Source organism: Pedobacter frigiditerrae, from assembly GCF_004331645.1.
GTDB lineage: Bacteria > Bacteroidota > Bacteroidia > Sphingobacteriales > Sphingobacteriaceae > Pedobacter > Pedobacter frigiditerrae.
The window spans coordinates 378,838-405,778 of the sequence record NZ_SJSK01000003.1; the positions used below are offsets into that span (position 1 = coordinate 378,838).

General features: G+C 33.2%; 24 protein-coding genes. 9 read left to right on the top strand and 15 right to left on the bottom strand.

From position 1 onward, the window contains the following. Positions 1-112: 112 nt before the first annotated feature. The 3 genes from EZ428_RS13235 to ribD are packed head-to-tail and all read right to left on the bottom strand — an operon-like array spanning position 113 to position 2,633. Positions 113-727 carry an IMPACT family protein gene (locus EZ428_RS13235; protein ID WP_131553644.1) on the bottom strand — a complete coding sequence of 205 codons (615 nt, stop codon included), beginning with the start codon at positions 725-727 and terminating at the stop codon, positions 113-115. Beyond that, positions 714-1,583 (bottom strand): EamA family transporter, encoded by an 870-nt coding sequence (locus EZ428_RS13240; RefSeq protein ID WP_131553645.1) that lies wholly within the window; start codon positions 1,581-1,583, stop codon positions 714-716. Before EZ428_RS13240 ends, EZ428_RS13235 begins: the two co-directional genes overlap by 14 nt. 3 nt (positions 1,584-1,586) lie before the next feature. Next, entirely contained in the window at positions 1,587-2,633 is a 1,047-nt protein-coding gene (ribD, locus tag EZ428_RS13245) for a bifunctional diaminohydroxyphosphoribosylaminopyrimidine deaminase/5-amino-6-(5-phosphoribosylamino)uracil reductase RibD (RefSeq protein ID WP_131553646.1), read from the bottom strand. Positions 2,634-2,738: 105 nt separating this feature from the next. Between ribD and prmC the strand changes: the two genes are divergently transcribed. Then, on the top strand, positions 2,739-3,638 hold the full coding sequence (prmC, locus tag EZ428_RS13250; RefSeq protein ID WP_131553647.1) for a peptide chain release factor N(5)-glutamine methyltransferase: 900 nt from the start codon (positions 2,739-2,741) through the stop codon (positions 3,636-3,638). A gap of 95 nt (positions 3,639-3,733) precedes the next feature. On the opposite strand, the gene xerD is transcribed toward prmC, so the two are convergent. After that, the gene (xerD, locus tag EZ428_RS13255) at positions 3,734-4,633 is read right to left on the bottom strand and encodes a site-specific tyrosine recombinase XerD (RefSeq protein ID WP_131553648.1); all 900 of its coding nucleotides are present in this window, start codon (positions 4,631-4,633) and stop codon (positions 3,734-3,736) included. A 59-nt stretch (positions 4,634-4,692) separates the two neighbouring features. Here xerD and aroQ point away from each other — a divergent pair, with 59 nt between their 5' ends. Both aroQ and EZ428_RS13265 read left to right on the top strand, forming a co-directional pair. Continuing rightward, entirely contained in the window at positions 4,693-5,109 is a 417-nt protein-coding gene (gene aroQ / locus EZ428_RS13260) for a type II 3-dehydroquinate dehydratase (RefSeq protein WP_131553649.1), read from the top strand. Between the two features lie 10 nt (positions 5,110-5,119). After that, positions 5,120-5,845 (top strand): TlpA family protein disulfide reductase, encoded by a 726-nt coding sequence (locus EZ428_RS13265; RefSeq protein ID WP_131553650.1) that lies wholly within the window; start codon positions 5,120-5,122, stop codon positions 5,843-5,845. On the opposite strand, the gene EZ428_RS13270 is transcribed toward EZ428_RS13265, so the two are convergent. Further along, positions 5,842-6,861 (bottom strand): glycosyltransferase family 2 protein, encoded by a 1,020-nt coding sequence (locus tag EZ428_RS13270; protein WP_131553651.1) that lies wholly within the window; start codon positions 6,859-6,861, stop codon positions 5,842-5,844. The genes EZ428_RS13265 and EZ428_RS13270 overlap by 4 nt on opposite strands. A 6-nt stretch (positions 6,862-6,867) precedes the next feature. Continuing rightward, positions 6,868-7,737, bottom strand: a complete 870-nt coding sequence (locus EZ428_RS13275; RefSeq protein WP_131553652.1) for a lysophospholipid acyltransferase family protein — start codon at positions 7,735-7,737, stop codon at positions 6,868-6,870. Positions 7,738-7,774: 37 nt separating this feature from the next. On the opposite strand from EZ428_RS13275, the gene EZ428_RS13280 reads away from it, so the two are divergent. From EZ428_RS13280 to bioB, 5 genes are all read left to right on the top strand, one after another. After that, complete coding sequence (locus EZ428_RS13280; RefSeq protein WP_131553653.1) at positions 7,775-8,380, top strand: WbqC family protein; 606 nt, start codon at positions 7,775-7,777, stop codon at positions 8,378-8,380. A gap of 3 nt (positions 8,381-8,383) precedes the next feature. Further along, positions 8,384-9,499, top strand: coding sequence for a magnesium/cobalt transporter CorA (corA, locus tag EZ428_RS13285; protein ID WP_131553654.1), 1,116 nt, complete (start codon positions 8,384-8,386; stop codon positions 9,497-9,499). A 256-nt stretch (positions 9,500-9,755) separates the two neighbouring features. Further along, entirely contained in the window at positions 9,756-10,241 is a 486-nt protein-coding gene (locus EZ428_RS13290) for a hypothetical protein (RefSeq protein WP_131553655.1), read from the top strand. Positions 10,242-10,511: 270 nt separating this feature from the next. Continuing rightward, positions 10,512-11,861, top strand: coding sequence for a magnesium transporter (mgtE, locus tag EZ428_RS13295; protein ID WP_131553656.1), 1,350 nt, complete (start codon positions 10,512-10,514; stop codon positions 11,859-11,861). A 45-nt stretch (positions 11,862-11,906) separates the two neighbouring features. After that, entirely contained in the window at positions 11,907-12,908 is a 1,002-nt protein-coding gene (gene bioB, locus EZ428_RS13300; protein ID WP_131553657.1) for a biotin synthase BioB, read from the top strand. A gap of 147 nt (positions 12,909-13,055) precedes the next feature. On the opposite strand, the gene EZ428_RS13305 is transcribed toward bioB, so the two are convergent. Continuing rightward, complete coding sequence (locus tag EZ428_RS13305; RefSeq protein WP_131553658.1) at positions 13,056-13,466, bottom strand: organic hydroperoxide resistance protein; 411 nt, start codon at positions 13,464-13,466, stop codon at positions 13,056-13,058. Between the two features lie 109 nt (positions 13,467-13,575). Next, positions 13,576-15,732, bottom strand: a complete 2,157-nt coding sequence (locus tag EZ428_RS13310; protein ID WP_131553659.1) for an FUSC family protein — start codon at positions 15,730-15,732, stop codon at positions 13,576-13,578. A 998-nt stretch (positions 15,733-16,730) separates the two neighbouring features. Here EZ428_RS13310 and EZ428_RS13315 point away from each other — a divergent pair. After that, a complete protein-coding gene (locus tag EZ428_RS13315; protein ID WP_131553660.1) occupies positions 16,731-18,083 on the top strand; it encodes a PhoH family protein in 1,353 nt (450 codons plus the stop codon). On the opposite strand, the gene EZ428_RS13320 is transcribed toward EZ428_RS13315, so the two are convergent. The 7 genes from EZ428_RS13320 to EZ428_RS13350 form a co-directional block, all read right to left on the bottom strand. After that, positions 18,080-19,288 (bottom strand): TCR/Tet family MFS transporter, encoded by a 1,209-nt coding sequence (locus tag EZ428_RS13320; RefSeq protein WP_131553661.1) that lies wholly within the window; start codon positions 19,286-19,288, stop codon positions 18,080-18,082. The genes EZ428_RS13315 and EZ428_RS13320 overlap by 4 nt on opposite strands. A 276-nt stretch (positions 19,289-19,564) precedes the next feature. After that, entirely contained in the window at positions 19,565-20,698 is a 1,134-nt protein-coding gene (locus tag EZ428_RS13325; protein WP_131553662.1) for a tetratricopeptide repeat protein, read from the bottom strand. Between the two features lie 93 nt (positions 20,699-20,791). Then, a complete protein-coding gene (locus EZ428_RS13330) occupies positions 20,792-21,880 on the bottom strand; it encodes a tetratricopeptide repeat protein (RefSeq protein ID WP_131553663.1) in 1,089 nt (362 codons plus the stop codon). A gap of 25 nt (positions 21,881-21,905) precedes the next feature. Continuing rightward, on the bottom strand, positions 21,906-24,500 hold the full coding sequence (gene gyrA / locus EZ428_RS13335; protein WP_131553664.1) for a DNA gyrase subunit A: 2,595 nt from the start codon (positions 24,498-24,500) through the stop codon (positions 21,906-21,908). 345 nt (positions 24,501-24,845) lie between these two features. Beyond that, positions 24,846-25,412: a hypothetical protein gene (locus tag EZ428_RS13340; protein WP_131553665.1), complete on the bottom strand. Its 567-nt coding sequence runs from the start codon at positions 25,410-25,412 to the stop codon at positions 24,846-24,848. A gap of 188 nt (positions 25,413-25,600) precedes the next feature. Next, positions 25,601-26,302, bottom strand: a complete 702-nt coding sequence (locus tag EZ428_RS13345; RefSeq protein ID WP_131553666.1) for a DUF3307 domain-containing protein — start codon at positions 26,300-26,302, stop codon at positions 25,601-25,603. Beyond that, positions 26,302-26,913: a SatD family protein gene (locus tag EZ428_RS13350; RefSeq protein ID WP_131553667.1), complete on the bottom strand. Its 612-nt coding sequence runs from the start codon at positions 26,911-26,913 to the stop codon at positions 26,302-26,304. The genes EZ428_RS13345 and EZ428_RS13350 overlap by 1 nt, the downstream gene beginning before the upstream one ends. Positions 26,914-26,941: the final 28 nt, after the last annotated feature.

The following is a 26,941-nucleotide window of genomic DNA, read 5'->3' on the forward strand; positions in this document are numbered from 1 at the left end:
TATGGTCTGGAATGACGGCAAAGCTAGGCCAGTGCTTAAGAGGGTTGGAGATTTCTCTCCCGAAGAAGAATCGGGATCGAAATTACGGTAAAGTGAAGGAAATGACGGCCCGCTATACAGTAGCCAAATACCTTAGCTCAATTCCTTCAACCTTTTCTAATTTTGCTAAAACAATGTTGAGATTAGATTTTCGAACTTCAAATTTTATTAGACAATTGGTATCAAATTCTTGGTTAATGATTTCTAAATTTTCGTCTTTTACAATTTTCATTACTTGATTCATTACCAAATAATCGAAGTTGATTTGATAAATGTCATTTACTGTTTTGGTGACGATTTGATTTTCTTTAATTGCTTCTACAGTAGCAGTTTTATAAGCATTAATTAAACCAGGAACACCTAACAATGTCCCGCCAAAATAGCGAACAACCACTACTAAAACATTGGTTATATCGGCAGAAAGGAGCGTGTTTAAAATCGGTCGACCAGCTGTACCTGAAGGCTCTCCATCATCATTTAACTTGAATACATTTCTATCTGGAGTTAAACGTAAAGCCCAGCAGAAATGCCTTGCTTTTGTATGTTCGCTTCTTAATTTAGCGATGATTTCCTTAACCTCGGTTTCACTTTTTAATGAATATGCATAGGCGATAAACTTACTGCCTTTATCCCTAAAAATACCTTCAGAAGTTTTTAAAATGGTTTGATAAGTATCATCGAACAGCATGCAATTTCGATAAAGTGATCAAGATGATTGCTGCTAGTGCTAAGGCTAGTCCGAAGTAATTCCATTTGCTTAGACGCTCTTTAAACAATACAATTCCGATAAAACTTCCGGCTATGATTACACCAATATTCATTGCTGCAAATACTGTAGAAGGGTTATCGGCCATTGCCTTATGAGCTTTTAAATAAAATAAGATATTACCAAAATTGAATAAACCCAAGATACAACCACATATAAAATTCACCAATTGCAATTTGGTTTTCTTGGTTATTGCCAAATACAAAATGTAGATAAGCGATAAAATAAAAGCAATGCAGAAAATAATGAAAAGCGATGTTGCATAAGGAATAACAGTGATTTGACTAACTAATTTGAAACAAACATCTATGATGCCAAAACCTACAAAAACAAGTAGCAAATACAACCAACCATTTTTAGAAGAGGGACTTCCAGATTTACGGTACATTGTGAAAATGATAGCAATAAAACCTAGAATCAGTCCGACATATTTTAACCGGTCGAAATGCTCATTAAACAAGAAATAAGCAGCACAAAGCGATATAAATAAGGATAAACGTTGCGCAATATCTGTTCTTGCCAAACCTGTTAACCTTACAGCAAAACCTTGAACCAAAAATATAACAGGAAGTAAAATGCCTATTACAATATAAATAGGTGTGCTGATATGCGTACCAATAGTGCTAAAATCTGGTTTAAAGAAAAAAGCACTTAAGCCAATTGCGAATAGATAGTTCCACGTTACGGCTTGCATGATATTAATTTGATAACGCTTGGCCAATTTTAATAGAACACCAACCGTAACGCTACAAATTATACTTAATATTAAATAAATCATTCTTTATATATGCTGAGTTATTGTTAATTCATCATCGCCAATTTGCAAATGTTCAATTACATCTCCAATTAATTGTGGCGCTTTAATACCATTTTCCCAAACTGTTTTAGCTGTAAAAACTCTAGCCTCATCCCACAAATTAGCGTTAATAAACTGATTTAAGATTTGAGCGCCACCTTCAATAATTACAGATTGAATATCCATTAAATATAGCTGAAAAGCTATTTTCTGAGCTAAATAAAACTGCATATCTTCCATCTGCACAAAGTGGATATTATCAATAACATCAGTTTTAACTTCGTTGAAGATAATCGTTTTTGCTTCCTTGTTATAAATATGATGACTTGATGGAATGGTTAAATTTTTATCAATTATTATTCTGATTGGATTTTTTCCTGCTACATTTCTAGCTGTTAGTTGAGGATTATCAATCATTGCCGTTTGTTTGCCCACTAAAATTGCATCTTCTTCTGTTCTCCATTGATGGGCACATTGTTTAGCCAGTGGACCAGAAATCCATTGTTGAGAAGCGCCAGCTGGTGCAAAAAAGCCATTAGCAGTTTGTGCCCACTTTAGAATAATAAAAGGTCTTTGTTGTTTTATTCTAGTAAAAAACCTGCGATTTAAGTAAGTACATTGGTCCGCTAAAATGCCTGTTTCTACTATTATTCCAGCTGCCTTTAGTTTTTCAATTCCTTTGCCATTTACTTCAGAAAATGGGTCGGTATTACCAATAACAACCTTTTTGAGTTGATGTTTAACCAGCAAATCTGCACAAGGAGGAGTTTTTCCGAAATGAGCACAGGGTTCTAAACTTACATAAGCTGTGGCATTTTTTAAAAGGGCAGGAGCGGTTTCACTAAAATTTGAAAATACGTTATTAATGGCGTTTACTTCAGCATGGGCTTCGCCAATTTTTTGATGATAACCTTCTCCAATTATTTGGCCTTCATGAACAATTACGCAACCAACCATAGGGTTCGGGCTCACATTTCCCATCCCCAATTTGGCCAATTCAAGGCAACGTTGCATATAAAGTTCATCGGTCATTGCTACAAATGTAGGTTATATTTTCGATTTACCTACCTGCCATATGGTAGGTGATTTTTGATTTACGCATATCAATTCGTCTGATTATGACTATTTTTACAGCAAATGCAATTAAAACAATTAGCTCAAAATTTTAAGGAAAGCTTAAGCGCTATTTATCAGGAAGATGAAAGTCAAGCTTTGTTTTTGGTTACACTTCAATATCTTTTAAATTATAGCAGAGCTGATTATTCGCTTAAAAAGGATTTGGAAATAGCTGAAGAGCAAGCCGCAAAGTTTCTTGCTATTTTAAAAGAATTAAAAACCGGGAGACCAATTCAGTACATTTTAGGAGAAGCTCATTTTTATGGTTTCACCTTTAAAGTAGACGAATCTGTTTTAATCCCAAGACCAGAAACAGAAGAATTAGTAGAGTGGATTATCGAAGAAGTTAAGAATTACGATTTACGATTTACGAATGATGCAATCGTCAATCGTCAATCGTCAATCAAAAATATACTTGATATTGGCACAGGTAGTGGTTGCATAGCCATTTCGCTAAAGAAAAACCTTCCTAATGCCAACGTTTATGCATTAGACATTGCAGAAGATACAATAGAAACAGCAAAAAAAAATGCCATATTAAATAATGTCGAAGTTGGGTTTATTAAAGATGATATACTCCAATCTCAATACTCAATACTCAATACTCAATACTCCGTTATCGTTAGCAACCCTCCATATATTAAAGAAGATGAGAAACCAGCAATGCATCAAAACGTGGTTGCCAATGAACCGCACAGGGCATTGTTTGTAAGCAATGAAAATCCATTGATATTTTACGAAACCATTGCCAGTTTTGCCTTAAAAAACTTAGCAAATAATGGACTGCTTTTCTTTGAAATTAATGAATACCTTGGTGAACAAACAGTTAATTTATTAAAAGATAAAGGATTTAAAAACATTGAGTTAAAAAAAGATATGCAGGGGAAAGATAGGATGATTAGGGCTAGCTACAACCCCTAAATCCCCTAAAGGGGACTTCCTTTCAAACGAATAAAAAACTACTCGCAGTTTATCATCTATTTACATCTTGCAACCCCCCTTTAGGGGGTTGGGGGTTAAGACCTCGGATGAAACTGCGTAATTACACTTCTTAAATAATCTCTATCTAAATGTGTGTAAATCTCTGTAGTGGTTATGCTTGCGTGCCCCAGCATTTCTTGAACTGCTCTTAAATCTGCACCACCTTCTATTAAATGAGTGGCAAAAGAATGACGTAAGGTATGTGGACTGATACTTTTGTGAATTCCAGTTTTAGCAGCTAAATCTTTGATTAACGTGAAAACAGAAATACGTGATAACCTACTTCCCAAACGATTTAAAAATATAAAATCTTCATGCCCACGTTTAATGTTCAAATGAACACGTACTTCATTTACATAGATTTCCAATAGTTTTAAAGCGACAGAACCAATTGGCACTAAACGTTCTTTATTCCCTTTTCCAATAACCTTAATAAATTCTGTATCAGCATAAATATTAGAGATCCTCAATTCTACCAACTCAGTAACACGTAAGCCACAACCATAGAGCATTTCAATTATGGCTTTGTTACGCATTCCTTCAGGTTTTGAAGCATCAATGGCATCAATTAGTTTATTAATCTCATGAATATTTAAAGTATCTGGAAGTTTCCTGGTTAGTTTAGGAGCTTCTAATAATGCAGTTGGGTCTTCCTCAATAATTTCTTCTTGCATTAAATAATTAAAAAAGGCTTTGATACCAGAAATTACTCTTGCTTGTGTATTGGCTTGCATTCCGATTTCATTTAACCAAGTGATGAAAGCCCTTAAATCTAATAATTGTATTTGATTGAGATTTAAATCCTTATCTATTGCTAAGTAATATTGTACCAATTTATCAACGTCGTTTAAATAAGCCTCAATAGAATGCTTAGAAAGTGAACGTTCTAATTTTAAATAATCCTTAAAACCTTTAAGATAAGATTGGGTATTCATTAAATTTATTGAGTTTTTTTTATAACATTGCAACGTTACAACATTTCAAACAAAAACGTATGAAAATACAAATAATCAACGGTCCAAATTTAAATCTTTTAGGTTTACGTGAACCATCAATATATGGCTCAGAAGGATTTGAATCTTATATTTCGCAACTGCGTGAAATGTACAGTATCATAGAAATTGATTACTACCAAAGCAATGTAGAAGGGGAGTTGATTAACAAATTACACGAGATTGGCTTTTCTTATGATGGCATTATCATTAATGCAGGAGGTTATACACACACTTCTGTAGCTATTGCTGATGCCATTGCGGCCATAAAAACTCCTGTGGTTGAGGTACATATCTCTAATATTTACGCTCGTGAAGAATTTCGCCATATTTCGTTAACAGGAAAAAACTGTAAAGGGGTTTTAACAGGTTTCGGCTTAGATGGCTACCGTTTAGCAATTGAAAGTTTATTAAAATAACTCCTATCAAATGAAAGCATACCTATTCATAATTATTTTGTTTTTTGCAGTAAGTGTTCATGCGCAAACAACGACAAGAACAACCACAAAATTGGATGAAAATACAATTGTAAAAGATAGTTCGGGAACTGTTTTGCCTTATTCCATTTGGCAGAAATTAATGCAAACAGGAGAGTACAATTTAAAAAAGGTGACAGGACTTGATGAATTTGTAGCCTACAAAATGAATGATGTTGAAAAGGCAAGGGCTGATGAAAGAAGGAAAGCCGCAATACTTAATATGCCAAAACCTCGTCAGGCAGCCTCATTAAAAGAAGGAGAGAAGTTTAAAGGTGATAAGTTTACAGACATCAATGGAAATAAATACGATTTAAAAACATCGATTGATAAAGTGTATGTTATCAATTTTTGGTTTATCAATTGTCCACCTTGTAAGCAGGAAATTCCTGAGCTGAATAAAGTAGTAGAAAAATACAAAGACAATAAAAATGTAGTATTTATTGGAATAGGATTAGACAACAAAACTGACCTTGCAGCATTTTTAAAAACTACTCCCTTTAATTATAATATAATTGATGAAGGAAGATTTTATGCTCAAAAATATGAAATTGATGGGTATCCTACACATGTAATTGTAGGTAAAGATGGTTTGATTAAATTCAGTACAATAGGCTTAGCAGGAAATACTGTTTATTGGATAGAAAAAACAATTGGTGAGCAATTAAAAGGTATTTAAAACCATCTTAAGTCGCTAAACTTCTTTGTCTTTTTAATGAAATAAGCCCAAACAATACTGTGTTTGTAAACGCCGGTATGATTTTTAAATGCAATTTGTTTTTCGCTTCTTTTTGCAGCTGTTTTATTTAAGTCTCTGAAAAAATGAAAATGAGCCTTAGAAATAGCTAATGTAAATTTAGGTTTTCCTTTTAATAAAAATTGTAACCAAGCGGCAAAATCCAGCCAAATCCTTGCAAAGATTAGTTGATATGCATCGCCCTTTGGTAAATTTTTTTGCATGATAATTAGGTTATTCCTAAAGTTTAAATAGGTTTTAAAAGGATTAACCGCATTAAGTGTACCACCACCTAAATGGTAAACTTCCACATCTGTGCAAGCAACAATACGATAGCCTAGGTTTTTTAAACGCCAGCATAAATCTATTTCTTCCATATGGGCAAACAAATCAGCATCTAAACCATTTACTTCTTTCCAGGCTTTGCTTTTAATGAAAAATGCGGCTCCACTTGCCCAAAAGATATCTGCATTTGTATTGTATTGATTATGATCGAACTCAACTTCATCAAAAATTCTTCCCCTACAAAATGGATAAGCATATAAATCCATAAAGCCACCAGCCGCACCAGCATACTCAAACTGGTCTTTTTGAACTTGATATTTTATTTTTGGTTGAGCAACTGCAATCTTTTCATCGCTCTCCATTAAAGCTATTACAGGTTTTATCCAATTTTCTGGAACTTCAACATCAGAGTTTAGCAGCACAAAATAATCGGCATTTACTCTTTGTAAAATGTGGTTATACCCACCAGCAAAACCATAGTTTTTATTGTTCGTAAGGATAGTTATTTGAGGGAAATTTGTTTTGATAAACTCAATGGAATCATCTGTGGAAGCATTATCACCTACTATGATTTGTAGATTCTCATAGCTAGATTGCACCACACTAGGTAAAAACCTTTCTAACAAGACTTTACCATTCCAATTTAAAATTACAACCGCTACACTTGGTTTCATATCCATCTACTTAACAAATTTCCATCGCTTATGGCTCCAAAGCCAAAAATCTGGCTTGGCCTGAATGGTTTTATTTAAAAACTCATAAAGTTTATCGGTAATTTCGTGGCCTTCTGTAACTTTTGGTTCTTCGCATAAAAGCAAACAATCAACCTCATAATAACCTCGTTTAACTTTAATTACATCAAAATAAAATATTGGTCTATTGGTCTGTAGCGCTATTTTCTCTAAGCCTAACAAAACAGCAGTTGGTTGATTTAACCATTGCAAAGTATACTGTGTTTCCTCCTTAACAGGCGTTTGGTCGGCAGCAAAACAGAACATCGTGGGCTGGTCTTTAGTAGCAATTACCTTTCTTAACGTTTGGCGCATCGGCACAAATTCATTTCCAAAACGTGTTCTTAATTTTTGAAACCATTTTTCAAATAATTCACTAGCTAATGGCTTATAAATCACATATTCAGTCGCACTTAAGTTTAATCCCAATGCTAGCATGCATAACTCCCAATTACCATAATGCCCAGTACATGCCAACACACTTTCTCCTTTACTAAAGTAAGCCTCAATTTGTTCTAGACCATTAAATTTAACACGTTTACGTAATTCCTTTTCTGAAATTGTATTTAACTTGATGATTTCGAAAATCAAATCTGCCAAATATTTGTAAAAGCTTTTTTCAATGCGAATAATCTCTTTAACACTCTTTTCTGGAAAAGATTTTTGCAGATTTTCTCTTACTACTTTTCGTCTATATTTTACAATATGATAAAGTGGATAATAAATTAACCTGGCAAAAAAGTGTAAAATGGATAAGGGCAATAGAGATAACAAATACAAAAAAAATAACCCGATGTGCAAAATGCCTTTTTTAATCATTAATTTCGATGCCTAGATTGCAAACATAAAATAACAGATGCAAAGTTCAGCTATATTTCCACTTTTTTATATTCCACCTGTAAGTTATATTACAGCTTTAAAAGAACAAAACTTCAGTATTTCATTAGAAAAACAAGAACATTTCCCTAAGCAAACTTTCAGAAATAGAGCAAATATAGCATCGCCAGATGGCATATTGGATTTAGTGGTACCTGTTATTAAAGGTTCTAAAGTTCACAAACCATACAAGGATGTTAAAATTAGCTACGATGCAAAATGGCAACGCCTACATTGGCTAAGCTTACAAACTTGTTATAGAAGTTCTGCTTATTTTGAATATTATGAAGATGGTATTGCGCCATTTTATGAGAAAAAATATGATTTCCTTTTTGATTATAACCTAGAGTTATTGAACTGGATCTTCAAACAATTGAAAGTAAATCCAACTATTAATTTTACCGAAGAATATTTTAGGGAGCCAGAAGGATTAGATTTAAGAGACAGTTTTAGTAAAAAAACTATTCATTCCTTTCAAACGAAAAACTATTTTCAAGTGTTTAGCGATAGAAACGAATTTATTCCTAATTTAAGTATTGTAGATTTATTGTTTAATCAAGGTCCACAAACAAAATCATATCTTTAATAAATGTCTAAAAGCAAACACAAACATCATAAACATCGTTATGCTTTACCAAGTCCTGGTTCTAGTCCAGGTACCGTTTATATTGATGAGAATTCTTTAGCACCTCACATCAACTTATATACCTATAACGAAGGTTATTACAAGGTAGAACATATTGAAAACATTGAAGGTTTAAAGCAACGCTTAACTGACAAAATTTATAACTACTGGGTTGAAATAAAGGGTTTTAATTCCCTTTCTATGTTTGATACATTAACTAAGGATTGGAATATCAACAAGCTTATTTTAGAAGACATTACAAGAACTTACCAACGTCCTAAATATGAAGAATATGGAGCTTATGATTTTGCCATCAGCAGAATGCTCTTTCTTGATGAAGAGAATGTTTTAGAAAACGAACAATTGTCATTCATTTTAACCAGTAACGTATTATTCACTTTTCAGGATAAATACGCAGACTGTTTAGACCCAATTCGTAATCGTTTAGAGATAGGTAAGGGTAATATTCGCATAGGTGGAAGCAGTTACCTGATGTATGCCTTAATGGATATGATTATCGATGAATACTTTGCCGTTTTGGGCAATTGGAGTGAGCAACTAGATTTGATAGAGGATAGATTATTCGAAAAACCAGATAAAAGTATCATGTTCGACACTCAATTAATTAAACGTAACCTAATTACATTGAGAAGAGTAGCTTGGCCAGAGCGTGATAAAATGAACGATATTTTAAGAACCGATAGTCCGCTGATTGGAGAGTCTACTAAAGTTTACTTGCGTGATGCTTACGACCATTGCATACAGATTATTGATATGGTAGAGTCACTAAAGGAGATTTCGGCAAGTAATATAGATATGTATTTGTCTATCATAAGCAATAGAATGAATGAAATTATGAAGGTGTTAACTATCATTTCATCTATCTTTATTCCGCTAACATTTATTGCAGGTATTTACGGTATGAACTTTAGTAGGGAAGACCCAATTACAGGAAAGATATTACCTCAAAATATGCCAGAACTTTACCAAGAACACGGTTATTTGTATACCATGATTGTAATGGGTTTAATTGCAGTTGTGCAGGTAATTTACTTTTGGAGGAAGGGTTGGTTTAAGTGAGATATGAGTATTGAGAAGTGAGATTTGAAACAATTTTGTCATTCAGAACCTGTGAAAAATCTATCTAAATTGATAATTTTTTGAAAATCAAAACCTGTATTCAATTTGTGGGTACTGTCCCGCCTCCTTCGGGGAAAAATGTGACTTTCATGCTCCCGATAGCTATCGGGACGGGTTTAGTTAGCAAAATGATGTTTTTCATAGGAAAGAAATTTATACGGCTTATAAATAAGTATCTTGAAAAGATAAAATACCAATGAGGTTCATAAGAATTATAAGAGAGAGCCTAATAATATTACTGGCAATTGTTGTAATTGTTCCATTGCTTTTATTATTTTTTCCAGTATTCATCTTTCTATCTATTAAGAGTTATTTTGATGAAAAAGCCTATAAAAAGGCTTATGAACAATATGTTTTAAAAATAAACAATGCTAACTTCTTTTGTTATAATAACAAACAGTCTATTCAAAAATTAATAGAACAAGAGGTTTTGCCCTTGCTTAACAACAGCATAAATGTTATTTATTTGGATGGGAGGAATCCTGTTTCAGATTTTAATAAATCTTATATTTCAACCGTGTTATATGGCATTAAGGACAAGAAAGGCTTCCCTTATATATTGAAAATTAGAGATGGGGTTGTGGTAGATAAATCAATTAATGCTGATTTATATTATACAATTAATCATAACGAAAGTATGAGCTCCTTAGTCAAGAAAATCGATTTGTTTTTTAAGGACTAAAGTATGCTAAGCAAGAAAGATTGCTTTCCCGAATAGTCGGGACAGGCTGTCGTTCCTCCTCGCAATGACGGTATGTTCAAAAGAACCACTACCTCAGTTATATAAACCTTATTGAAGTGTATGCCGTTTTTCTCGGCAGCAACGAAAAGAAGGACTGCAATTGCAAAGAAATACTGACACTGTTTTTTTAATGTTAAAAAACCTTTTATATCTATTCTAAATGGCTTTTTGTGGCATTTTGAAAATAAATTATTTCTATCTTAGTAGCTTATGCAATCATTTGATTTAGATAAAACAGACGTTTCTAAACTGAAGCAGGCAATAAGTGGTGACAATGAACTACTTAAAGCTACGCTTGCGGAATATCACGCGTCTGAAATTGCTATTTTATTTGAAAGCATCAATAGCGAAGACCAACAACGAATCATAAATTTATTGGATGTTGAGATTGCTTCTGAAGTGATTTCTGAGATGCATGAAGAAGCGCATCCAGAAGAATTGCTTTTGCAATTACACCCAGACAAGCGTACCGAAATTGTTGAAGAGCTTGATTACGATGATGCAACGGATATTATTTCGCAATTAGAAGAGCACGAACAAAAGGAAATCCTTGAAGACCTGAGTGAGGACGACGCATCGAGCATCAGGAATTTGATGAGTTATGATGAGGAAACTGCCGGAGGTTTAATGAATACCGAGGTTATCCGAATTAACTTAAACCTCACTAAAAAAGATGCTATTGATGAAATCATACGTCAGAGTGAAGAGATTGAAGAATTCTATACCGTAAACGTTGTTGATGATAATAATATATTTAAAGGAATTGTTTCTTTAAAAGATATCATTAAAGCTAAAGGCAACGCCAAAATAACCGATATGGTTAATGCTGATGTAGTTTACGTTAAGGCAGATACTGACCAAGAAGAAGTAGCAAAGCTTATATCACAGTATAATTTAACCAGTATTCCGGTTGTAGATGACGAAATGCATTTACTGGGACGCGTTACATTTGATGATGTGATTGACGTTTTAGAAGATGAAAACACAGAAGATTTCCTGAAAATATCTGGGGTATCTGAAGACGAGGAGTTAAGTGGTAACTGGATTGAAGCGGTAAAATCTCGTCTACCTTGGTTAATTATTAATTTAGGTACAGCTTTTCTGGCATCGGCGGTTGTGCGTCATTACGAAAGTACATTAAGTCAGCTAGCGGTACTTTCTGCCTATATGGTAATTATTGCAGGAATGGGGGGAAACGCAGCAACACAAGCCTTAGCTGTAACAGTTAGACGTATTTCATTATATGATTTAACAGACAATCAGGCCTATAGAACAGTATTAAAAGAGTTTACAGTAGGTTTAATTAATGGTGCGGTAACAGGCTTAATCGTATTTATTTTTGCTTACTTTTTTGATGGAGAACCAATGTTAGGCCTAGTTATTTTTATGGCTATGACTGGTAATTTGGTTATTGCAGGGATTACTGGTTCAAGTATTCCTTTGGTATTAAAAAGAGTTGGCATTGACCCAGCTATTGCATCATCTATAATAATTACAACATTTACAGACGTTTTCGGATTTTTACTATTATTAGGATTAGCTAGCAAATTACTTTTATAAAAACGAGATTAAATAGAACATATTAATAAAACGAATAAATAAAATATGCAAACATTAAGACACGATTGGACAAAGGAAGAAATTTCAGCGATTTATCACAAGCCGTTTTTGGATTTGGTTTATGAAGCTGCAAGTATTCATCGTGAGCAGAAAGATTATAATGAGGTTCAAATTAGCTCATTGATATCTATAAAAACAGGCGGTTGTGCAGAAGATTGTTCTTACTGTCCACAAGCTGCTCGTTACCACACTGACTTAGAAGTACAACCTTTAATGCAGATTGGTCAGGTTGTGAGTGCTGCCGTTAAAGCAAAAGAGGGTGGAGCATCTCGATTATGTATGGGGGCTGCTTGGCGTGAGGTTAGAGACAATCGAGATTTTGACCGAGTAATTGAAATGGTTAAAGCAGTTAACGATATGGATATGGAGGTATGTTGTACCTTGGGTATGTTAACAGAAAATCAGGCTCAACGTTTAGCTGATGCAGGTTTATATGCATATAACCATAACATTGATACCTCTGAAGATGATTACAAAAGAATTATATCTACACGTACTTATGATGACCGTTTAAATACTATCAAAAACGTACGTAAAGCCAAATTAACAGTTTGCAGTGGGGGTATAATTGGCTTAGGCGAAACGCCAGAGGATAGAATTTCGATGTTGCAAACTTTAGCTAATATGGAAAAACACCCCGAGTCAGTTCCTGTTAACGCACTTGTACCAGTAAAAGGCACACCACTAGAAGACCAACCACGTGTACCAATTTGGGATATGGTACGAATGATTGCAACGGCAAGAATTGTAATGCCAAACTCTGTTGTACGTTTAAGTGCCGGAAGAATGGAAATGAGCACTTTAGAACAGGCTTTCTGTTTCATGGCTGGTGCAAGCTCTATTTTCGCCGGCGATAAATTATTAACCACACCAAATCCTTCTTTTGTGGATGACATGGCTATGTTTGAATTACTAGGTTTAAAAACTAGGGAAGCCTTTAAAAATGGCAGACCAGAGAATACAATTAAAGAAACGGTTGTTGCTTAGTTGATTAATAAGATGTAGCGTTAATTAAATAAAAAACCTTAACAATATTGTGAAGGTTTTTTTTGTTATGTATCGTCAGACTGAATTCATTTCAGGGTCTTTCTTGCAAACCAGATGATGAAATAAATCCAACAAGACGGATTTATTCTAGACTGCAGTAACTCTAACCTCAATATTACCTCTAGTTGCTTTAGAATATGGACAAACCTTATGTGCCATATCTGCTAACCTTTGAGTTTCATCATGAGAAACATTTGGTATATGAACGTCTAAATCTGCAGAAAGAGCAAACTCTTTACCATCTTTATTAAACGATACTTGAACATTAACCGTAGCTTCACTTGTATCAACTCCCTCAGGTTCGGCCACACTACCTAACGCCCCTAAATAACAACCACCCCATGCTGCTGCAAATAATTGTTCAGGATTTGTAGCACCACCTTGTCCGCCTAGTTCTTTTGGTTTTTTTAGTTCAAAATCAATTATTCCGTCAGTTGATTTAACGTGTCCATCTCTTCCACCCTTTGCTTCAACAGCACCTGTATATAACTTGTTCATATTTTTATTTTTTATGATTAAATAACAAGCGGATAGCTAATAGGTTTTCTTTTGTTGTTAGAAATAAGAAATAGCTAAAAAAAATGTTAGTTTGAAAGTAGTAAAAGCTTTAAATTTTTAGCTTTTCTGCTAACTTAAAGATGTCATAAGCCACTTTCTGAATTGAATCAAACTGTTCTGAGATAATCATATTTTCATCATCTAAATTTAGCTCTACCACATTTTTTCTACGGATTAATGGCACATTGCTAATATTTTCGTTGTGGATCAATAAATTTTCTGAAGATAAATTCAATAAATAAATAGTGTTTTCTGAAACTGGTTTTAACTCCTCAAAATTGCTATGCACAAATTGGTGTTCTTTTTTATATAAGGATAAAGTGGCTATATAAGATGACAGCAAATGATTTAATACCGTAAATTGATGCAATTCTTTAATGTGTAACTGCTTGCTTTTAGGCTCAGAAAACATCCGTTGAAACAAAGAAGCCAAGTTTGATGTACTTACATAAACAGCTTTTCTGGCTAGTTTATAATTTGTTAAATTGTGGTTCTGTTCAAAATATAACAAGGTTACTTCTTTATAGTAATTTGAATTGGCTTTAATGATATCAACCATTGCTTGTTTTAATTTCTCATGCTCCCAATTAGGAAAAAGCGAATAACTTGCCAATAACGCAATGCCAGAACCTATTAAAGTATCATAAATCCTTTCTCTAGCTACGGATATACTTCCCATACCTAAAAAATCAAAGAGCACTAAAATGTATGGTGTCATAAACAATACACTTACCACATAATTTTTACGCTGAAAACTATAACTGCCAATCATACAAATCAGCAAAATTACAAATAAGGTATTTTTATCGTGTATGTACATTAAAATACCCATACCAATAAAAGCACCAACTATTGTTCCCACCAAACGCTGTATGTTTCTTTCTTTTGTTAAACTAAATCCAGGTTTAGAAATAACCAAAATAGTTAAGAGTATCCAGTAGCTATGTGCAAAACCTAAGCTTTTAGCAACTATAAACCCTATAAGCATTACAATAGCAACCCTAACAGAGTGTCTAAATGTAGAAGAACTAAATGTTAGATTGTCTAATAACAACTTAACATCAGTACTTTGTCTGGTAATAAATTTATCTACATCAATATCTCTACTCTTTAAATTTTTCTTCTCATTTTTATTGAAATAGCTATTAATCGTTTTAACTCTCGAAACAATATTTTCAATATTTACTTCAATGTTTTTTAAAGCTATTAAACCTAAAGTTGTGTATTTTTCATCTCTATTAACCTCAAGTTTAGTAATTTGGTCCTTTAGCTTTGCTACATCTTCTACTAATCCATAAGCTAAGCCTGGCGTTCCTCCACTCTTCAGTGCAAAAGAAATTTCATCTAGCGAAGCTGCAATTTTATTAATTACATCTTCATACTGGGGCAAAATGCCGATAGAATCAAACTGCTCGTGTAACTGTTTATAATTATAGTAGGTAGACATTACTTGCTCAAATAAATCAACCATGTCTACAAAAACTAATAACAAAAATCTTCCCTCTGGCGTAGATTCTCTTACGATTTCCCTAGTTCTAAATAGTACTTCTCTAACTTCATTCTGCTTTTCATGAACATGTACTTGCAATTGTAATAATTCAGCATAATTCTTTTCGTAATCTGCATTTTCGTGATAAAACTTAGCTTTCGCTCTTAAAAAATCACTTACTTGTAAAATGGAATCACTTAATATTTGTTGTACTAATCGGTAAGGGCGAAGTCTGTAAACAAAATAACTTAGCAGTGTATACCAAATACTACCCGCAAAAATGAGTAAAGCATAAAGCATAACTTCTTTCCATGGCCTAATATCATCTATACTTAAAACCATGATTAGCAATACAGAAACGCCTATTGAAGCCGCTCTATCTCCATAAACAAAAAGCATAGAGAAAATAAAACTGCAAATAACTAACAATGTTCCAGTAACAATAATGCTTTTGTTCGTTAAGCCAACTATAATAGAAATAATTGTGATTAAGGCTGTTGTAATTAACATTGCATTTCTACGATGCACAATTGGACCAGGTGAATCTACCACGCTAATACACAATGCACCTAATGAGAGGGTCATCCCATACTGCAACATTCCAAATTGTGCTAAAAGCAAAGAGGGGCAAAGCACACCAATTGTAATACGCAAACCATCTGCAAAATAAGTACTCAGCAAAAAGTCTTGTATATTTCTAATTGGTTGATTAAACATGGTACAAATTTACATTATTTAGGTTTTAAAAAGCTTTGAAAATCATACTTTAAAAACAAAGATTTTTAGTAGAACTAAAAAAATATGCAGAATTTCATTTTCCAATTCTATGTTTTTTTGAGTAAAATGTGAACAAGGCAGTTAATAACAATTGTTAATAACCTGATAGCTTTTAAAAGAAAAACCATTCATTTCATTAACCATTCAATAATAAGTTGAATTGTAGCTTGTTGATAACTAACTATTAAAAGTTCATAACTTGTTAGAAAGAAAAATCGATTTTACTTGACACATATTGCTTTAGAGGCTACTTTAGATGATATCAATAACGAAGTACTTTGACAGTCTGATAGAATAATCCAAAACAAAAACTAAGTCGCAAGGCTAAAATTTTTGGGAGTATTCAAAGCTTAAACATCAAATTCGAGAAGCATTGCAAAATGCCAACGGTTTACATTAAGAAGTCGCAAGACGGTTAGCATGTAAAAGATTAAGTAATTAAAAACTCAATCACTCGCAAGAGCAGCTAAGTTTACAATAACAGAGGTTGTAAGGCCTATAATTAATTTGATACAAATTCGACGAGCGTTGCAAAATGCAAAATCGTTTTACATTAAGAAGTCGCAAGACGGTTAGCATGTAAAAAATTAAGTTATTAAACAATCACTCGCAAGAGAAAGATATTTGAAAGACTTAGCGGTTGTAAAACCAATAATTAGTTTGAAAAGCAATATCGGGCACTATTATCAATTGCCGCATTTTACGGAGTAAAGCAATATAAATAATAGGTTATAAATGAGTTCAGGAATTCGCAAGATGAACAGAGCCACGAATTAGGTTAAGTACATTCAATTGATGCCATATTTTTAACTACGGTTAAAGATAAGGTTAAAACGGAGAACCAAATCGAAAGAAGATGGTCTCCGTTTTTCGTTTTGCAGCTTTTTTATTTCGAATAACTATAATCTTTAAATGGTAAATACTAAATTTAAGGTATTATGTCAAAGGCTGCACTTCAAGATAAAAATTCCTCAAAAAAGATATTTGTTTTAGATACTTCGGTTATTCTTTATGACCATGATGCTGTAAATAATTTTCAAGAACATGATGTTGCTGTTCCAATTCTCGTATTGGAAGAACTTGATAATTTTAAAAGTGGAAATGATACACGTAATTTCGAAGCGAGAAATTTTATCAGATTGATAGATAAGGCATCTAAAAACCATTTGATTAATAAGTGGTTTAACCTAAAAAAGAATGGCCTTGGGAAGTTTAAGGTTGTTTTAGATGAACACCCAAAAAAAAATAATGCTGAAAAACTTTTTGGTGACGGGAAATTTGACAATCGCATTTTAAATGCTGCACTTGCTTTAAAGGAAGAAAACCCAAAACGTAAGGTTATATTAGTTTCAAAAGATATTTGTTTACGCTTAAAGGCTAAAGCCTTAGACTTATATGCTGAGGATTATGAAACAGGTAAAATTAAAAATGCAGATGAACTTTATACAGGTAAGACAGAAATCTTAGATTTTTCTATAGAAGTTATTGATGCACTTAAAAATAACGGAACTATTGATGCCTCATCATTAACATTACCTTACACTGATTCTAATCATTTCTATATATTAAGGAACAAGAAAAAAAGTGCTATTGCTTTCTATGATAAAGTTGCTAAAAATCTAAGGTACATTTTTCAAGAATCAGCTTTTAACATCTATCCCCGCAATGCCGAACAGTCATTTGCCATTGATGCTTTATTAAACCCTGATATAAAACTAGTTAGCATCCAAGGAAATGCTGGTACTGGTAAAACTTTATTGGCGTTAGCTACGGCTTTAGAGCAAAGAAAAGATTTTAGACAAATCTACATTACAAGACCAATTGTTCCTCTAAGCAATAAAGATATTGGTTTTTTACCAGGTGATGTTAAGGCTAAGATAGACCCATACATGGCGCCAATATGGGATAATTTAAAGTTTATAAGAGAACAATTTGCTGGCGATGAAAAAATGCTTTTCAAGATTGATGAGTTAATTCGTACAGAGAAAATTCAAATCGCACCACTTGCATTCATACGTGGAAGAACAATTACTAAAATCTTCTTTATAGTTGATGAGGCACAGAATCTTACACCACATGAAGTTAAAACCATCATCTCAAGAGCTGGCGAGCATACGAAAATCGTATTTACTGGAGATATCTATCAAATTGATACACCATATTTAGATTCCGAAAGTAATGGATTATCTTATTTGATAGAAAATGCCAAAAAACATCCATTATATGCACATATTACCCTGCAAAAAGGGGAGAGGAGTGAGTTAGCAAATTTGGCGATAGAACTACTTTAGTGATGTTTTCTTAATGCTGATATTGTAATGAATAATGAAATTAATGCTAAAATTGCACTGAGGATAAATGGTGCACCTGGAAAATAAATACTGTTATTTTTATCAATAAAATGGGCAAAAATAAACGCCATTAAAAATGGCCCAATAATAGCTCCTAAACTTTGCATACCCGTAACAATTCCTTGAATTTCTCCTTGAGCATTATCTGGAACTTGATTTGAAATAATGGTCTGCATTGCAGGGTTTCCAATTCCTGCTAAACAGTAAGGAAGAATAAAAATCATCATCATTAAACCATTTGTTGCGAAAGCAAATAAAGTAAATCCAATTGCATACAAAGATAATCCCAACATAATTGCTTTTTTACTGCCAATTTTAGGAATTACTATACGAATTAGCCCGCCTTGGACTATAGCTACAGCAATACCTACAACGGTTAATGAATAACCAATCATTTTTGGATCCCAATTGAATTTTTCTTTTACATAATATCCCCAGTTGGATTGTACCGAATGACTAGCAATGTAAAGCAATAGCAAAGCAATAACTAATCCTATAATAGCAGGGTATTTTGAAACACTTTTTAATGAACCAATTGGGTTTGCTCTTTTCCAGGAAAATTCCCTGCGGTTTTCTTTAGCTAAAGATTCTGGTAATATGAAATAACCATAAAACCAGTTTAAAAGTGTTAAACCTGCGGATATCATAAACGGAACCCTAAGTCCCATTTCGCTAAATAAACCACCTATAAGTGGCCCTATAGTAAAACCCAACCCAAAAGCAACACCAACCATTCCGAAATTTTGGGCTTTCTTTTCTGGGGTACTTATATCAGCAATGTAGGCCATCGCTGTTGTAAAGCTTGCACCTGTAATTCCAGCAATAATTCGCCCTAAAAACAGCCAAGCTAATGTTGGTGCAAATGACAAGAAAATATAATCTATACCTAAACCTAAAAGGGATATCAACAAAATTGGTCGGCGACCATATTTATCACTTAAGCCACCAACAATTGGAGCAAAAATAAACTGGGCAATTGAATAAGCAACTAATAACAATCCACCATATTCTGAAGCGTTTGCTAAAGATTTTCCTGAAATCTCTTTTATCAAATCTGGTAAAACAGGTATTATTATTCCAAAACCAATACAATCAATTAAAATGGTAATAAATATGAAGCCTAGTGTTGATTTTTTCGTAGTCATTTTAAAGGTTTGTTGTAAAAATATAATTTTAAACTAGAATAATTCTAATGGAATCTCAACTTCATGATACCCGGCTCGTAATTTACCAATTCTAAATTCATTTTTCAGCTTCTGCAAATGTCAGGTTATCATAATTTAACATTAGAATAAACATTACAAAAACTTAATAAAAAAATTAATAAGGTTAGATAAAATAATTTTATTTTACAACAATGTCTTATAATTAACATTATGTTAAGTAATAAATTACTATACCCTCCTTTGGGCATATAGTTTTTAAAACTCATTTAATTTTCTTTTCAATTCCTGGACTTTATCTAACTTATTCTTTCTGGTATAGATTTGAATTAAAAGTTGAATTGTATTTCTATCATTAGGATTAATCTCATGGGCTCTTAATAAAGTTAGTTCTGCACGATTAATAAAAGAACTAGCTTTTTGTTTGTTTTTCTCCTTTAATGCATCATTAGAATTATTAATATATACTAAACCTAATTGATATAATGCATCAAAATAATTTTGATCAATATCTAATGCATTTTTAAAAGCTATCTCAGCAGTTGGTTTATTATTTAACTCAGATTGTTGGAGATAACCATAAAGAAAAAGCAGTAATTTACTTCTTTTTTCAGTTGCTATTGATCCTTCAATAATTTTAAGTGCTTTATCATATTTATCATTATCAAGCAGTAAATTAATATAATCATTTGTTAAATATGGATGATACGGATTTACAACTAAACCATCTTCTAACGTTTTTATTGCAAGTTCACTTTCAAACTTTGAACTGTATATATTAGCTAAATACTGAAATACAAAAAAATTTTTAATGCCATTATCTTTCGCTCTTTTATAATACGTTAAGGCTTCATTATAATATTGGATATTCTGCGCACAAATTGCGGTATTTACTGCTAAAGTTGTATCTGTTTGGAAATAATCGCTTACCTGTTTTAGTAATTTATAAGAAGTTATAAAATCATTTTGTTGGTATGCTTTATTACCATCCTTTTGTTTTTTACTATTAATGTTGTGATTTGCAGCTGTAATTAAGGCATTATTAGACTGATATTTATCTAATGTTTTTGCTTTTTCATAAGCTTCAGTTGCTAAACCATAATATTTATCTGCATTAGACTCATTGTCATCAATAATTGCAATATAAGAACTTAGATATGCTTTGAGAGCCCAGGTTTCTGGCCAATTTTTGGTCTTTTTATCTACTTTAGCCAACTCAAGAGCTTTTATCCCCTCAGCTATTATAGTTAGTTGCTTTTTAAAATCTTCTTTATTGGCAATACTAGCCTGTAGTTTTCCTACACTATTTTGTGCAATTTGAACTTGAGATGTTTGGGCTACAGCTTGAGAACTAATTAACAGGAAAAGCGAGACTAAATACTTACTTATCATTTTACGAGTATTAATATTACAAAAATAACATTACAAAAATAACAAAAAAAAAGAGGGATAAATTATCCCTCTTTTAAAAAAAAATATCTAATTCTAGTTTTTAGCTGGAATAGCATCTAGCCTTTTCTTAACATCATCAAAGTTTTTTGCATCATTTTTAAAACCATAAATCTGTTTCAGTGACTCTAAAGAAGGCACATAGTTTGTATCTAATTCTGTAGCTTTTTTATAGTGCGGTAATGCTTCATCAATAAGCTTGGTCATTTTTGCAGTTAAAGCATCAAGTTCTTTAATCTTCTTTTGGTCTAGCTTGTTTTTTTGTGCTTGAATTTCTAAAGCTTGTTTGTAATATGTATCTCCCATTAAATGATGATAAATTGGCTTTTTTGGATCTCTGGCAATTAACTTATTCAACATCTCTTGAGATTTAACAATGTCACCTCTAACAATGTATATATCTGTTTCGACACCTATAAAAGCTGCATCGTCTGGGTATTTTGCGGAGGCTTCCTTAAGTAATGCTAAAGCGGCTGTTGTATCTTTAACAAATTCTAAATTTGTTGTAATGGCCTCAGAATAAAAATCTTTGACCTGTGGCACATTTAGACTGATTATTTTTTTGTACTTTTCAATTGCCTGAGGGTAGTCTTTTGCCAATTTAGCTGTCACAGCAGCATTGACATACATTGAAGTATCATTAGGGTTTAATGCGATAAGCTGATTAAACATTGCTAAAGCTATAGCATAATCTTTCTTATAATATGCTCTTACAGCGCGGCCACTTATAGCATTCCTAATATTCAGCTGTGCTGTGGCTAGATTATCCTTCTCAGACGATTTAGCATCAAGTGATTTTGCTTTTTCAATTGCTTCTTCTGCAATCTTTTGCTTTGCTAAAGAATTTTCAGCATTAACAGAATCAGTTAATGCAATTGCTGAAGCAAATAGTGCTCTGTAAGACCACGCATCTGGCAAAACTTTAGATTTTTCATTTGCAATTGCAAGATCTGTATGTCCTAAGCCTTTGTTTAAACTTGCCATTGTTTTATCAAAAGGCTGTTTCCCCCCACTTACCAAAGTAAATAAATCCCATGCTTTTTTTGCTTCAGCTATTTCACTCTTTTGTGCATTTGCCAGTAATGCCACACCTACAAATAGTATGCTTAAAAGTAATTTTTTCATTGTTTATTATTTTTTTTAAATTATATTAATTCTCTTCTGTTTCTTCCTCGGTATCAGAACTGTTATCTTCAATAGGTTTTTCTTCGACTTTTCCCGTCGAATCCTTAACAGTTTCTACGGTTGAACCTTCAACGATTTCTACTTCTTCTACTTCTTCAACCTCATCTTCGTGTTCAATTTTAGCTACAGATGCGATTTCATCATTACCTTTTAATGTGATCAACCTAACTCCTTGAGTTGCTCTACCCATTACTCTTAACTCACTCACTACTATCCTAATAACTATACCAGATTTATTAATGATCATTAAATCATCAGCATCTGTTACATTTTTAATAGCAACTAATGCGCCAGTTTTTTCAGTTACATTTATAGTTTTAACACCTTTACCACCACGATTTGTAACTCGATAGTCGTCAATATCAGTACGTTTACCATAACCTTTTTCAGAAACCACCAATACAGTTGCAGATGGGTCATCAATAGCAATCATACCAACTACTTCATCTTTATCATGGGCTAAAGTAACACCCCTTACTCCTGTTGCAGTTCTTCCCATCGGTCTAACCGTACTTTCGTTAAAACGAATTGCTCTTCCAGAACGTAAAGCCATTACAATCTCACTGCTTCCAGTTGTTAAACTAGCCTCTAGCAATTGATCACCTTCGTTAATATTAATTGCATTAATACCATTAACCCGTGGGCGAGAATAAGCTTCTAGAGAAGTTTTCTTAATGGTACCTTTTTTAGTACACATGATGATGAAGTTATTCTCTAAATAATCTTGGTCTTTTAAGTTTTTAACCTTGATATAAGCTTTAACCTTTTCTTCTTTAGGGATATTGATGATATTTTGTAATGCTCTTCCTTTACTCAATCTACTTCCTTCGGGAATTTCATAAACTCTTAACCAGAAACAACGTCCCGCTTCGGTAAAGAATAACATGTAATTATGGTTTGAAGCTATTAATAAGTGCTCAATGAAATCTTCATTTCTAGAATCACTTCCTTTAGATCCTTTTCCACCCCTACCTTGTGTACGGTATTCTGAGGCTGGGGTACGTTTAATGTAACCTTCATGAGAAATAGTAATTACAACTTCTTCATCTTCGATGAAGTCTTCCATGCTCATGTCTTCTGCCGAGTGAACGATTGTAGTTCTACGTTCATCGCCATATTTTTCAAGCATTTCAGCTAACTCATCCTTAATGATCTGCATTCTTAAAGTTTCGCTATCCAAAATTGATTTCAAATACTCAATGGTTTTCATCAATTCTGCGTACTCATCTTTAATTTTATCACGTTCCAGGCCTGTTAACCTACGTAAGGTCATGTCTAAGATTGCTCTTGCCTGAATGTCGCTTAAACCAAATTGTTCCATTAAGCCAACTCTTGCTTCTTCTGGTGTATTTGATGCACGAATTAATTTAATCACTTCTTCAATATGGTCTAAAGCGATTAATAAACCTTCTAATATGTGTGCACGTTTTTCAGCTTCTGCTAATTCAAACTTCGTTCTACGAACAACTACATCGTGTCTGTGATCAACAAAGTGACGAATTAAATCTTTTAAATTTAACATTTGCGGACGGCCATGAACCAACGCAATATTATTTACACTGAAAGATGTCTGTAAAGCAGTTTGTTTGTATAAGTTATTTAAAACGATACTTGCATTTGCATCACGTTTAATTTCATAAACGATACGAATACCATCTTTATTCGATTCATCTTTAATGTTAGAAATACCTTCCAGTTTTTTCTCGCCAACCAATTCAGCAGTACGCTCAATCATCATGGCCTTATTTACTTGGTAAGGGATTTCAGTTACAATAATCGTTTCGCGATCTTTAACGGTTTCAATCTCAGCTTTAGCACGCATTACAATACGACCTCTACCAGTTTCAAAAGCATCCTGAACACCTGAATAACCATAAATAATAGCTCCTGTCGGGAAATCAGGACCTTTTACAAATTTCATTAACTCAGGAATTGTAATTTCGTTGTTTTCGATATAAGCAACAGTTGCATTGATAACCTCAGTAATGTTGTGTGGCGCCATATTGGTTGCCATACCTACTGCAATACCAGATGAGCCATTGATTAACAAATTTGGAACCTTTGCAGGCAGTACCGTTGGTTCTTGTAACGAATCATCAAAGTTTAACTGAAAATCAACAGTATCTTTATTGATATCTGCCAACATTTCTTCTGCCATTTTCTGGAAACGTGCCTCCGTATAACGCATTGCTGCCGGCGAATCCCCATCAATTGAACCATAGTTACCTTGTCCATCAACCATTAAATAACGTAAGCTCCACTCTTGAGCCATACGTACCATGGTCATATAAACAGATGAATCTCCGTGAGGGTGATACTTACCCAATACCTCTCCTACAATACGAGCAGATTTTTTATAAGGTTTTCCTGCACCTAAACCTAAGTCTAGCATACCGTATAAAACACGGCGGTGTACTGGTTTTAACCCGTCACGTACATCAGGCAAAGCCCTACTTACAATAACAGACATCGAATAATCGATGTAAGCAGATTTCATCTGCTCGTCTATGTTTATTGAAATGATTTTGTCGTTCTCTTGATTTTCTAAATCTTCTGCCATAAATTTTTTTTGTTTTGCGTTAAGCGTATCGTATTCAGCATATAAAATGCCAACCGCTAAGTGCCAACCGCAAATTTTAAATTAGGTTTTACTATAACCTTGCGAATTTAACAAAATAACCCTCAATATGCATCTATATGTGGAAAAGTTTTGTCCTTGGGGATAATGTTTTTTTGAGGTGCATTTTAATGTAAAACCTATTGAATTTTTAGCCACAGATTAGCAGATTAATAGTTTGAGATTTTGCTTCGGCTTCGGGATACAACAACCCAATTACAATACTTAGCCTATTACTTTTATCTTTAATAGTTTCTTATTCTTTAAAATCAGCGAATCTGCGGCTAATCAATTATATTTCTGCTTTAATGGCTTACTATCGGTTACCAATACAGGGTTATCCATAATTGGCAATTTAGCAAACTTAATCACCTCAACACTAGGCACTCCAAAATCAAGCACAACTTTACCTAAAATCAAGTAACATCCCTTACCTCTAAAAGGATAAATAGGTGAACCATTTGGGAAATGTGTAGTATCAAAGAAATCCCCTTCACTATCTATGAAGGTGCCAAACCACATTTTAGTACTTTTAATGGTGTGAACTGTTTTATCGCACACGAAATTACCCAACATCTTTACCACTTTGCCTTCGTGCTTCTCTAAATTTTTAGCTAAAATATCACCGTGGTAATCTGTTTTGAGTAAGTCGAACATACTCAAAGTAACGGGAAATCCCAGTAATTCTAGTTCCTGATAAGCATCTTCAATTAAATTATTATCTAAATTTGGTAAAATATATTCCTTACTGGGCAGGTGAAATAATTCTCTGTCAGCAACTTTTTTAGTCTTACTCCCTAAGTAATTATGAACTTCCCATAGCAACTTTTTTTTGCTCTTGCCTGTAAAACGCAAAGCACCAAATCTAATTAATATAAGTGACTTACACTGGACTCGTGCTCGTTTCCATTAGGTTTAGAAAAAATGTGTAATGAGGCAACAGTCTGACAGCGATTGGTTAACGAACCATTAACAAAGAGGTATATGCATTAGCATTGGTTAACCAACTTAAATAGGTTTCTATAATTACTTTTCAAAAAATCTTAGAGATTAACATTCAAAATACTCGTTGCCAAAATTAGCGCAATCCCAAAGCTCAATAAAGTTCCAATTAAAACATATTCAGTAAGTTTAATATCGTGTGCTTCTTTTAGGTCGCCAAACCTAAAAATGGACTTGGCTGCCAATAAAAAACCAACTGCTTCAAAATGATGCGTGCAAACGAATAAGTAAATTAACAGACGTTCTATAATTCCAATAAACTTTCCTGCATCTTGCAGCGAAGATGCAGTACTCTCTGGTATCCATTTAGCTATAATTACCTTTATAAATATGGCAGCTGGCGATGTGAGAAAGAGTGCGCCTATTAGAAACAACAAGAACTTGGCATTTTGTAAAAAATCGAGGTTTATGATGGCATAATAATAATAATGCCAACAAATTAAGACAACTACAGTATGTAATATTTGGTCTACAAAAAACCAAATTCGTTTTGTTTTTTCGTTTTGAAAGGTGAGCTTTAAAGCATCAATAATTCCGTGTAGAGCACCAACAACCAAAGCTATTTTCCAAACACTAAAAGATAAAAAAACTATAAATATGAGTACAACATGAAGTGCGACATGCAAATAAAATTTAGCTGATTTTAGTTTCTTTTTTTCCTTTTCTTCGACCCAAGAGTTAGGTTGCAAAAAGAAATCGCCCAAGATATGAGCTAGTAAGAGTTTCAGTAAAGCAATTTCCATTATTTTTTAATTAGTTTGGCAATTTGAGCTTTATACCTGTTTTCAAGTTCCATTATCTCAGTAAAATGAGCTCTTTTTAAAGCTTCACTTACAGAAGATTGACTTCTGCCAGATATTTTTGCAATCTTATCTTGTTTGGTGTTTTGGTTTTCTATGGCATACTTAACCATTTCGGCAGAAATTTGCCCCCAACTATCCATTGTTATTAATGCCAATTTAATAAATAAATTTATCTCTTCATCAAACTTTGGCCAAGGCGTTTTAATAGCCATATTTAACTTATTTACTTTTAACGTATCAAAAGCACTTCCAGAGTTAATAAAAGCTTCTCCATTTGCCTCAGTTACCTTTTCTGCATTAACGGTTTTCTTCCCAATGCCTATTCCTATTCTTACATCAGCATTTTTTAAAGTTTTAATACAAGCCTTAATATATATGGCGTTTATTACCGCATCTTTTGCATTTAATTCTATCTGAAAACTATCGCCCCTAAATATTTCCCAGTTAACATTTTTACCAAAAAGCCCTACTAATGCAGATTTAAGTGTACCTATCCACTCATCAGGTAGTTCTCTAGAATTAATTATGTCTCCAGTTATTACAGCTATCATAAATCTAATATCGGCTAATTACCCGATA

Excerpts from the sequence above, each read along its gene's own strand:
- prmC (WP_131553647.1), top strand. The coding sequence starts at position 2,739 with ATGCAATTAAAACAATTAGCTCAAAATTTTAAGGAAAGCTTAAGCGCT.
- EZ428_RS13345 (WP_131553666.1), bottom strand. The coding sequence starts at position 26,302 with ATGGAAATTGCTTTACTGAAACTCTTACTAGCTCATATCTTGGGCGAT.
- EZ428_RS13330 (WP_131553663.1), bottom strand. The coding sequence starts at position 21,880 with ATGAAAAAATTACTTTTAAGCATACTATTTGTAGGTGTGGCATTACTG.
- EZ428_RS13290 (WP_131553655.1), top strand. The coding sequence starts at position 9,756 with ATGAGGTTCATAAGAATTATAAGAGAGAGCCTAATAATATTACTGGCA.
- EZ428_RS13275 (WP_131553652.1), bottom strand. The coding sequence starts at position 7,737 with ATGATTAAAAAAGGCATTTTGCACATCGGGTTATTTTTTTTGTATTTG.
- EZ428_RS13240 (WP_131553645.1), bottom strand. The coding sequence starts at position 1,583 with ATGATTTATTTAATATTAAGTATAATTTGTAGCGTTACGGTTGGTGTT.
- ribD (WP_131553646.1), bottom strand. The coding sequence starts at position 2,633 with ATGACCGATGAACTTTATATGCAACGTTGCCTTGAATTGGCCAAATTG.
- xerD (WP_131553648.1), bottom strand. The coding sequence starts at position 4,633 with ATGAATACCCAATCTTATCTTAAAGGTTTTAAGGATTATTTAAAATTA.
- EZ428_RS13325 (WP_131553662.1), bottom strand. The coding sequence starts at position 20,698 with ATGATAAGTAAGTATTTAGTCTCGCTTTTCCTGTTAATTAGTTCTCAA.
- mgtE (WP_131553656.1), top strand. The coding sequence starts at position 10,512 with ATGCAATCATTTGATTTAGATAAAACAGACGTTTCTAAACTGAAGCAG.
- EZ428_RS13305 (WP_131553658.1), bottom strand. The coding sequence starts at position 13,466 with ATGAACAAGTTATATACAGGTGCTGTTGAAGCAAAGGGTGGAAGAGAT.
- bioB (WP_131553657.1), top strand. The coding sequence starts at position 11,907 with ATGCAAACATTAAGACACGATTGGACAAAGGAAGAAATTTCAGCGATT.
- gyrA (WP_131553664.1), bottom strand. The coding sequence starts at position 24,500 with ATGGCAGAAGATTTAGAAAATCAAGAGAACGACAAAATCATTTCAATA.
- EZ428_RS13265 (WP_131553650.1), top strand. The coding sequence starts at position 5,120 with ATGAAAGCATACCTATTCATAATTATTTTGTTTTTTGCAGTAAGTGTT.
- EZ428_RS13310 (WP_131553659.1), bottom strand. The coding sequence starts at position 15,732 with ATGTTTAATCAACCAATTAGAAATATACAAGACTTTTTGCTGAGTACT.
- EZ428_RS13315 (WP_131553660.1), top strand. The coding sequence starts at position 16,731 with ATGTCAAAGGCTGCACTTCAAGATAAAAATTCCTCAAAAAAGATATTT.
- corA (WP_131553654.1), top strand. The coding sequence starts at position 8,384 with ATGTCTAAAAGCAAACACAAACATCATAAACATCGTTATGCTTTACCA.
- EZ428_RS13235 (WP_131553644.1), bottom strand. The coding sequence starts at position 727 with ATGCTGTTCGATGATACTTATCAAACCATTTTAAAAACTTCTGAAGGT.
- EZ428_RS13350 (WP_131553667.1), bottom strand. The coding sequence starts at position 26,913 with ATGATAGCTGTAATAACTGGAGACATAATTAATTCTAGAGAACTACCT.
- EZ428_RS13270 (WP_131553651.1), bottom strand. The coding sequence starts at position 6,861 with ATGAAACCAAGTGTAGCGGTTGTAATTTTAAATTGGAATGGTAAAGTC.
- EZ428_RS13280 (WP_131553653.1), top strand. The coding sequence starts at position 7,775 with ATGCAAAGTTCAGCTATATTTCCACTTTTTTATATTCCACCTGTAAGT.
- EZ428_RS13320 (WP_131553661.1), bottom strand. The coding sequence starts at position 19,288 with ATGACTACGAAAAAATCAACACTAGGCTTCATATTTATTACCATTTTA.
- aroQ (WP_131553649.1), top strand. The coding sequence starts at position 4,693 with ATGAAAATACAAATAATCAACGGTCCAAATTTAAATCTTTTAGGTTTA.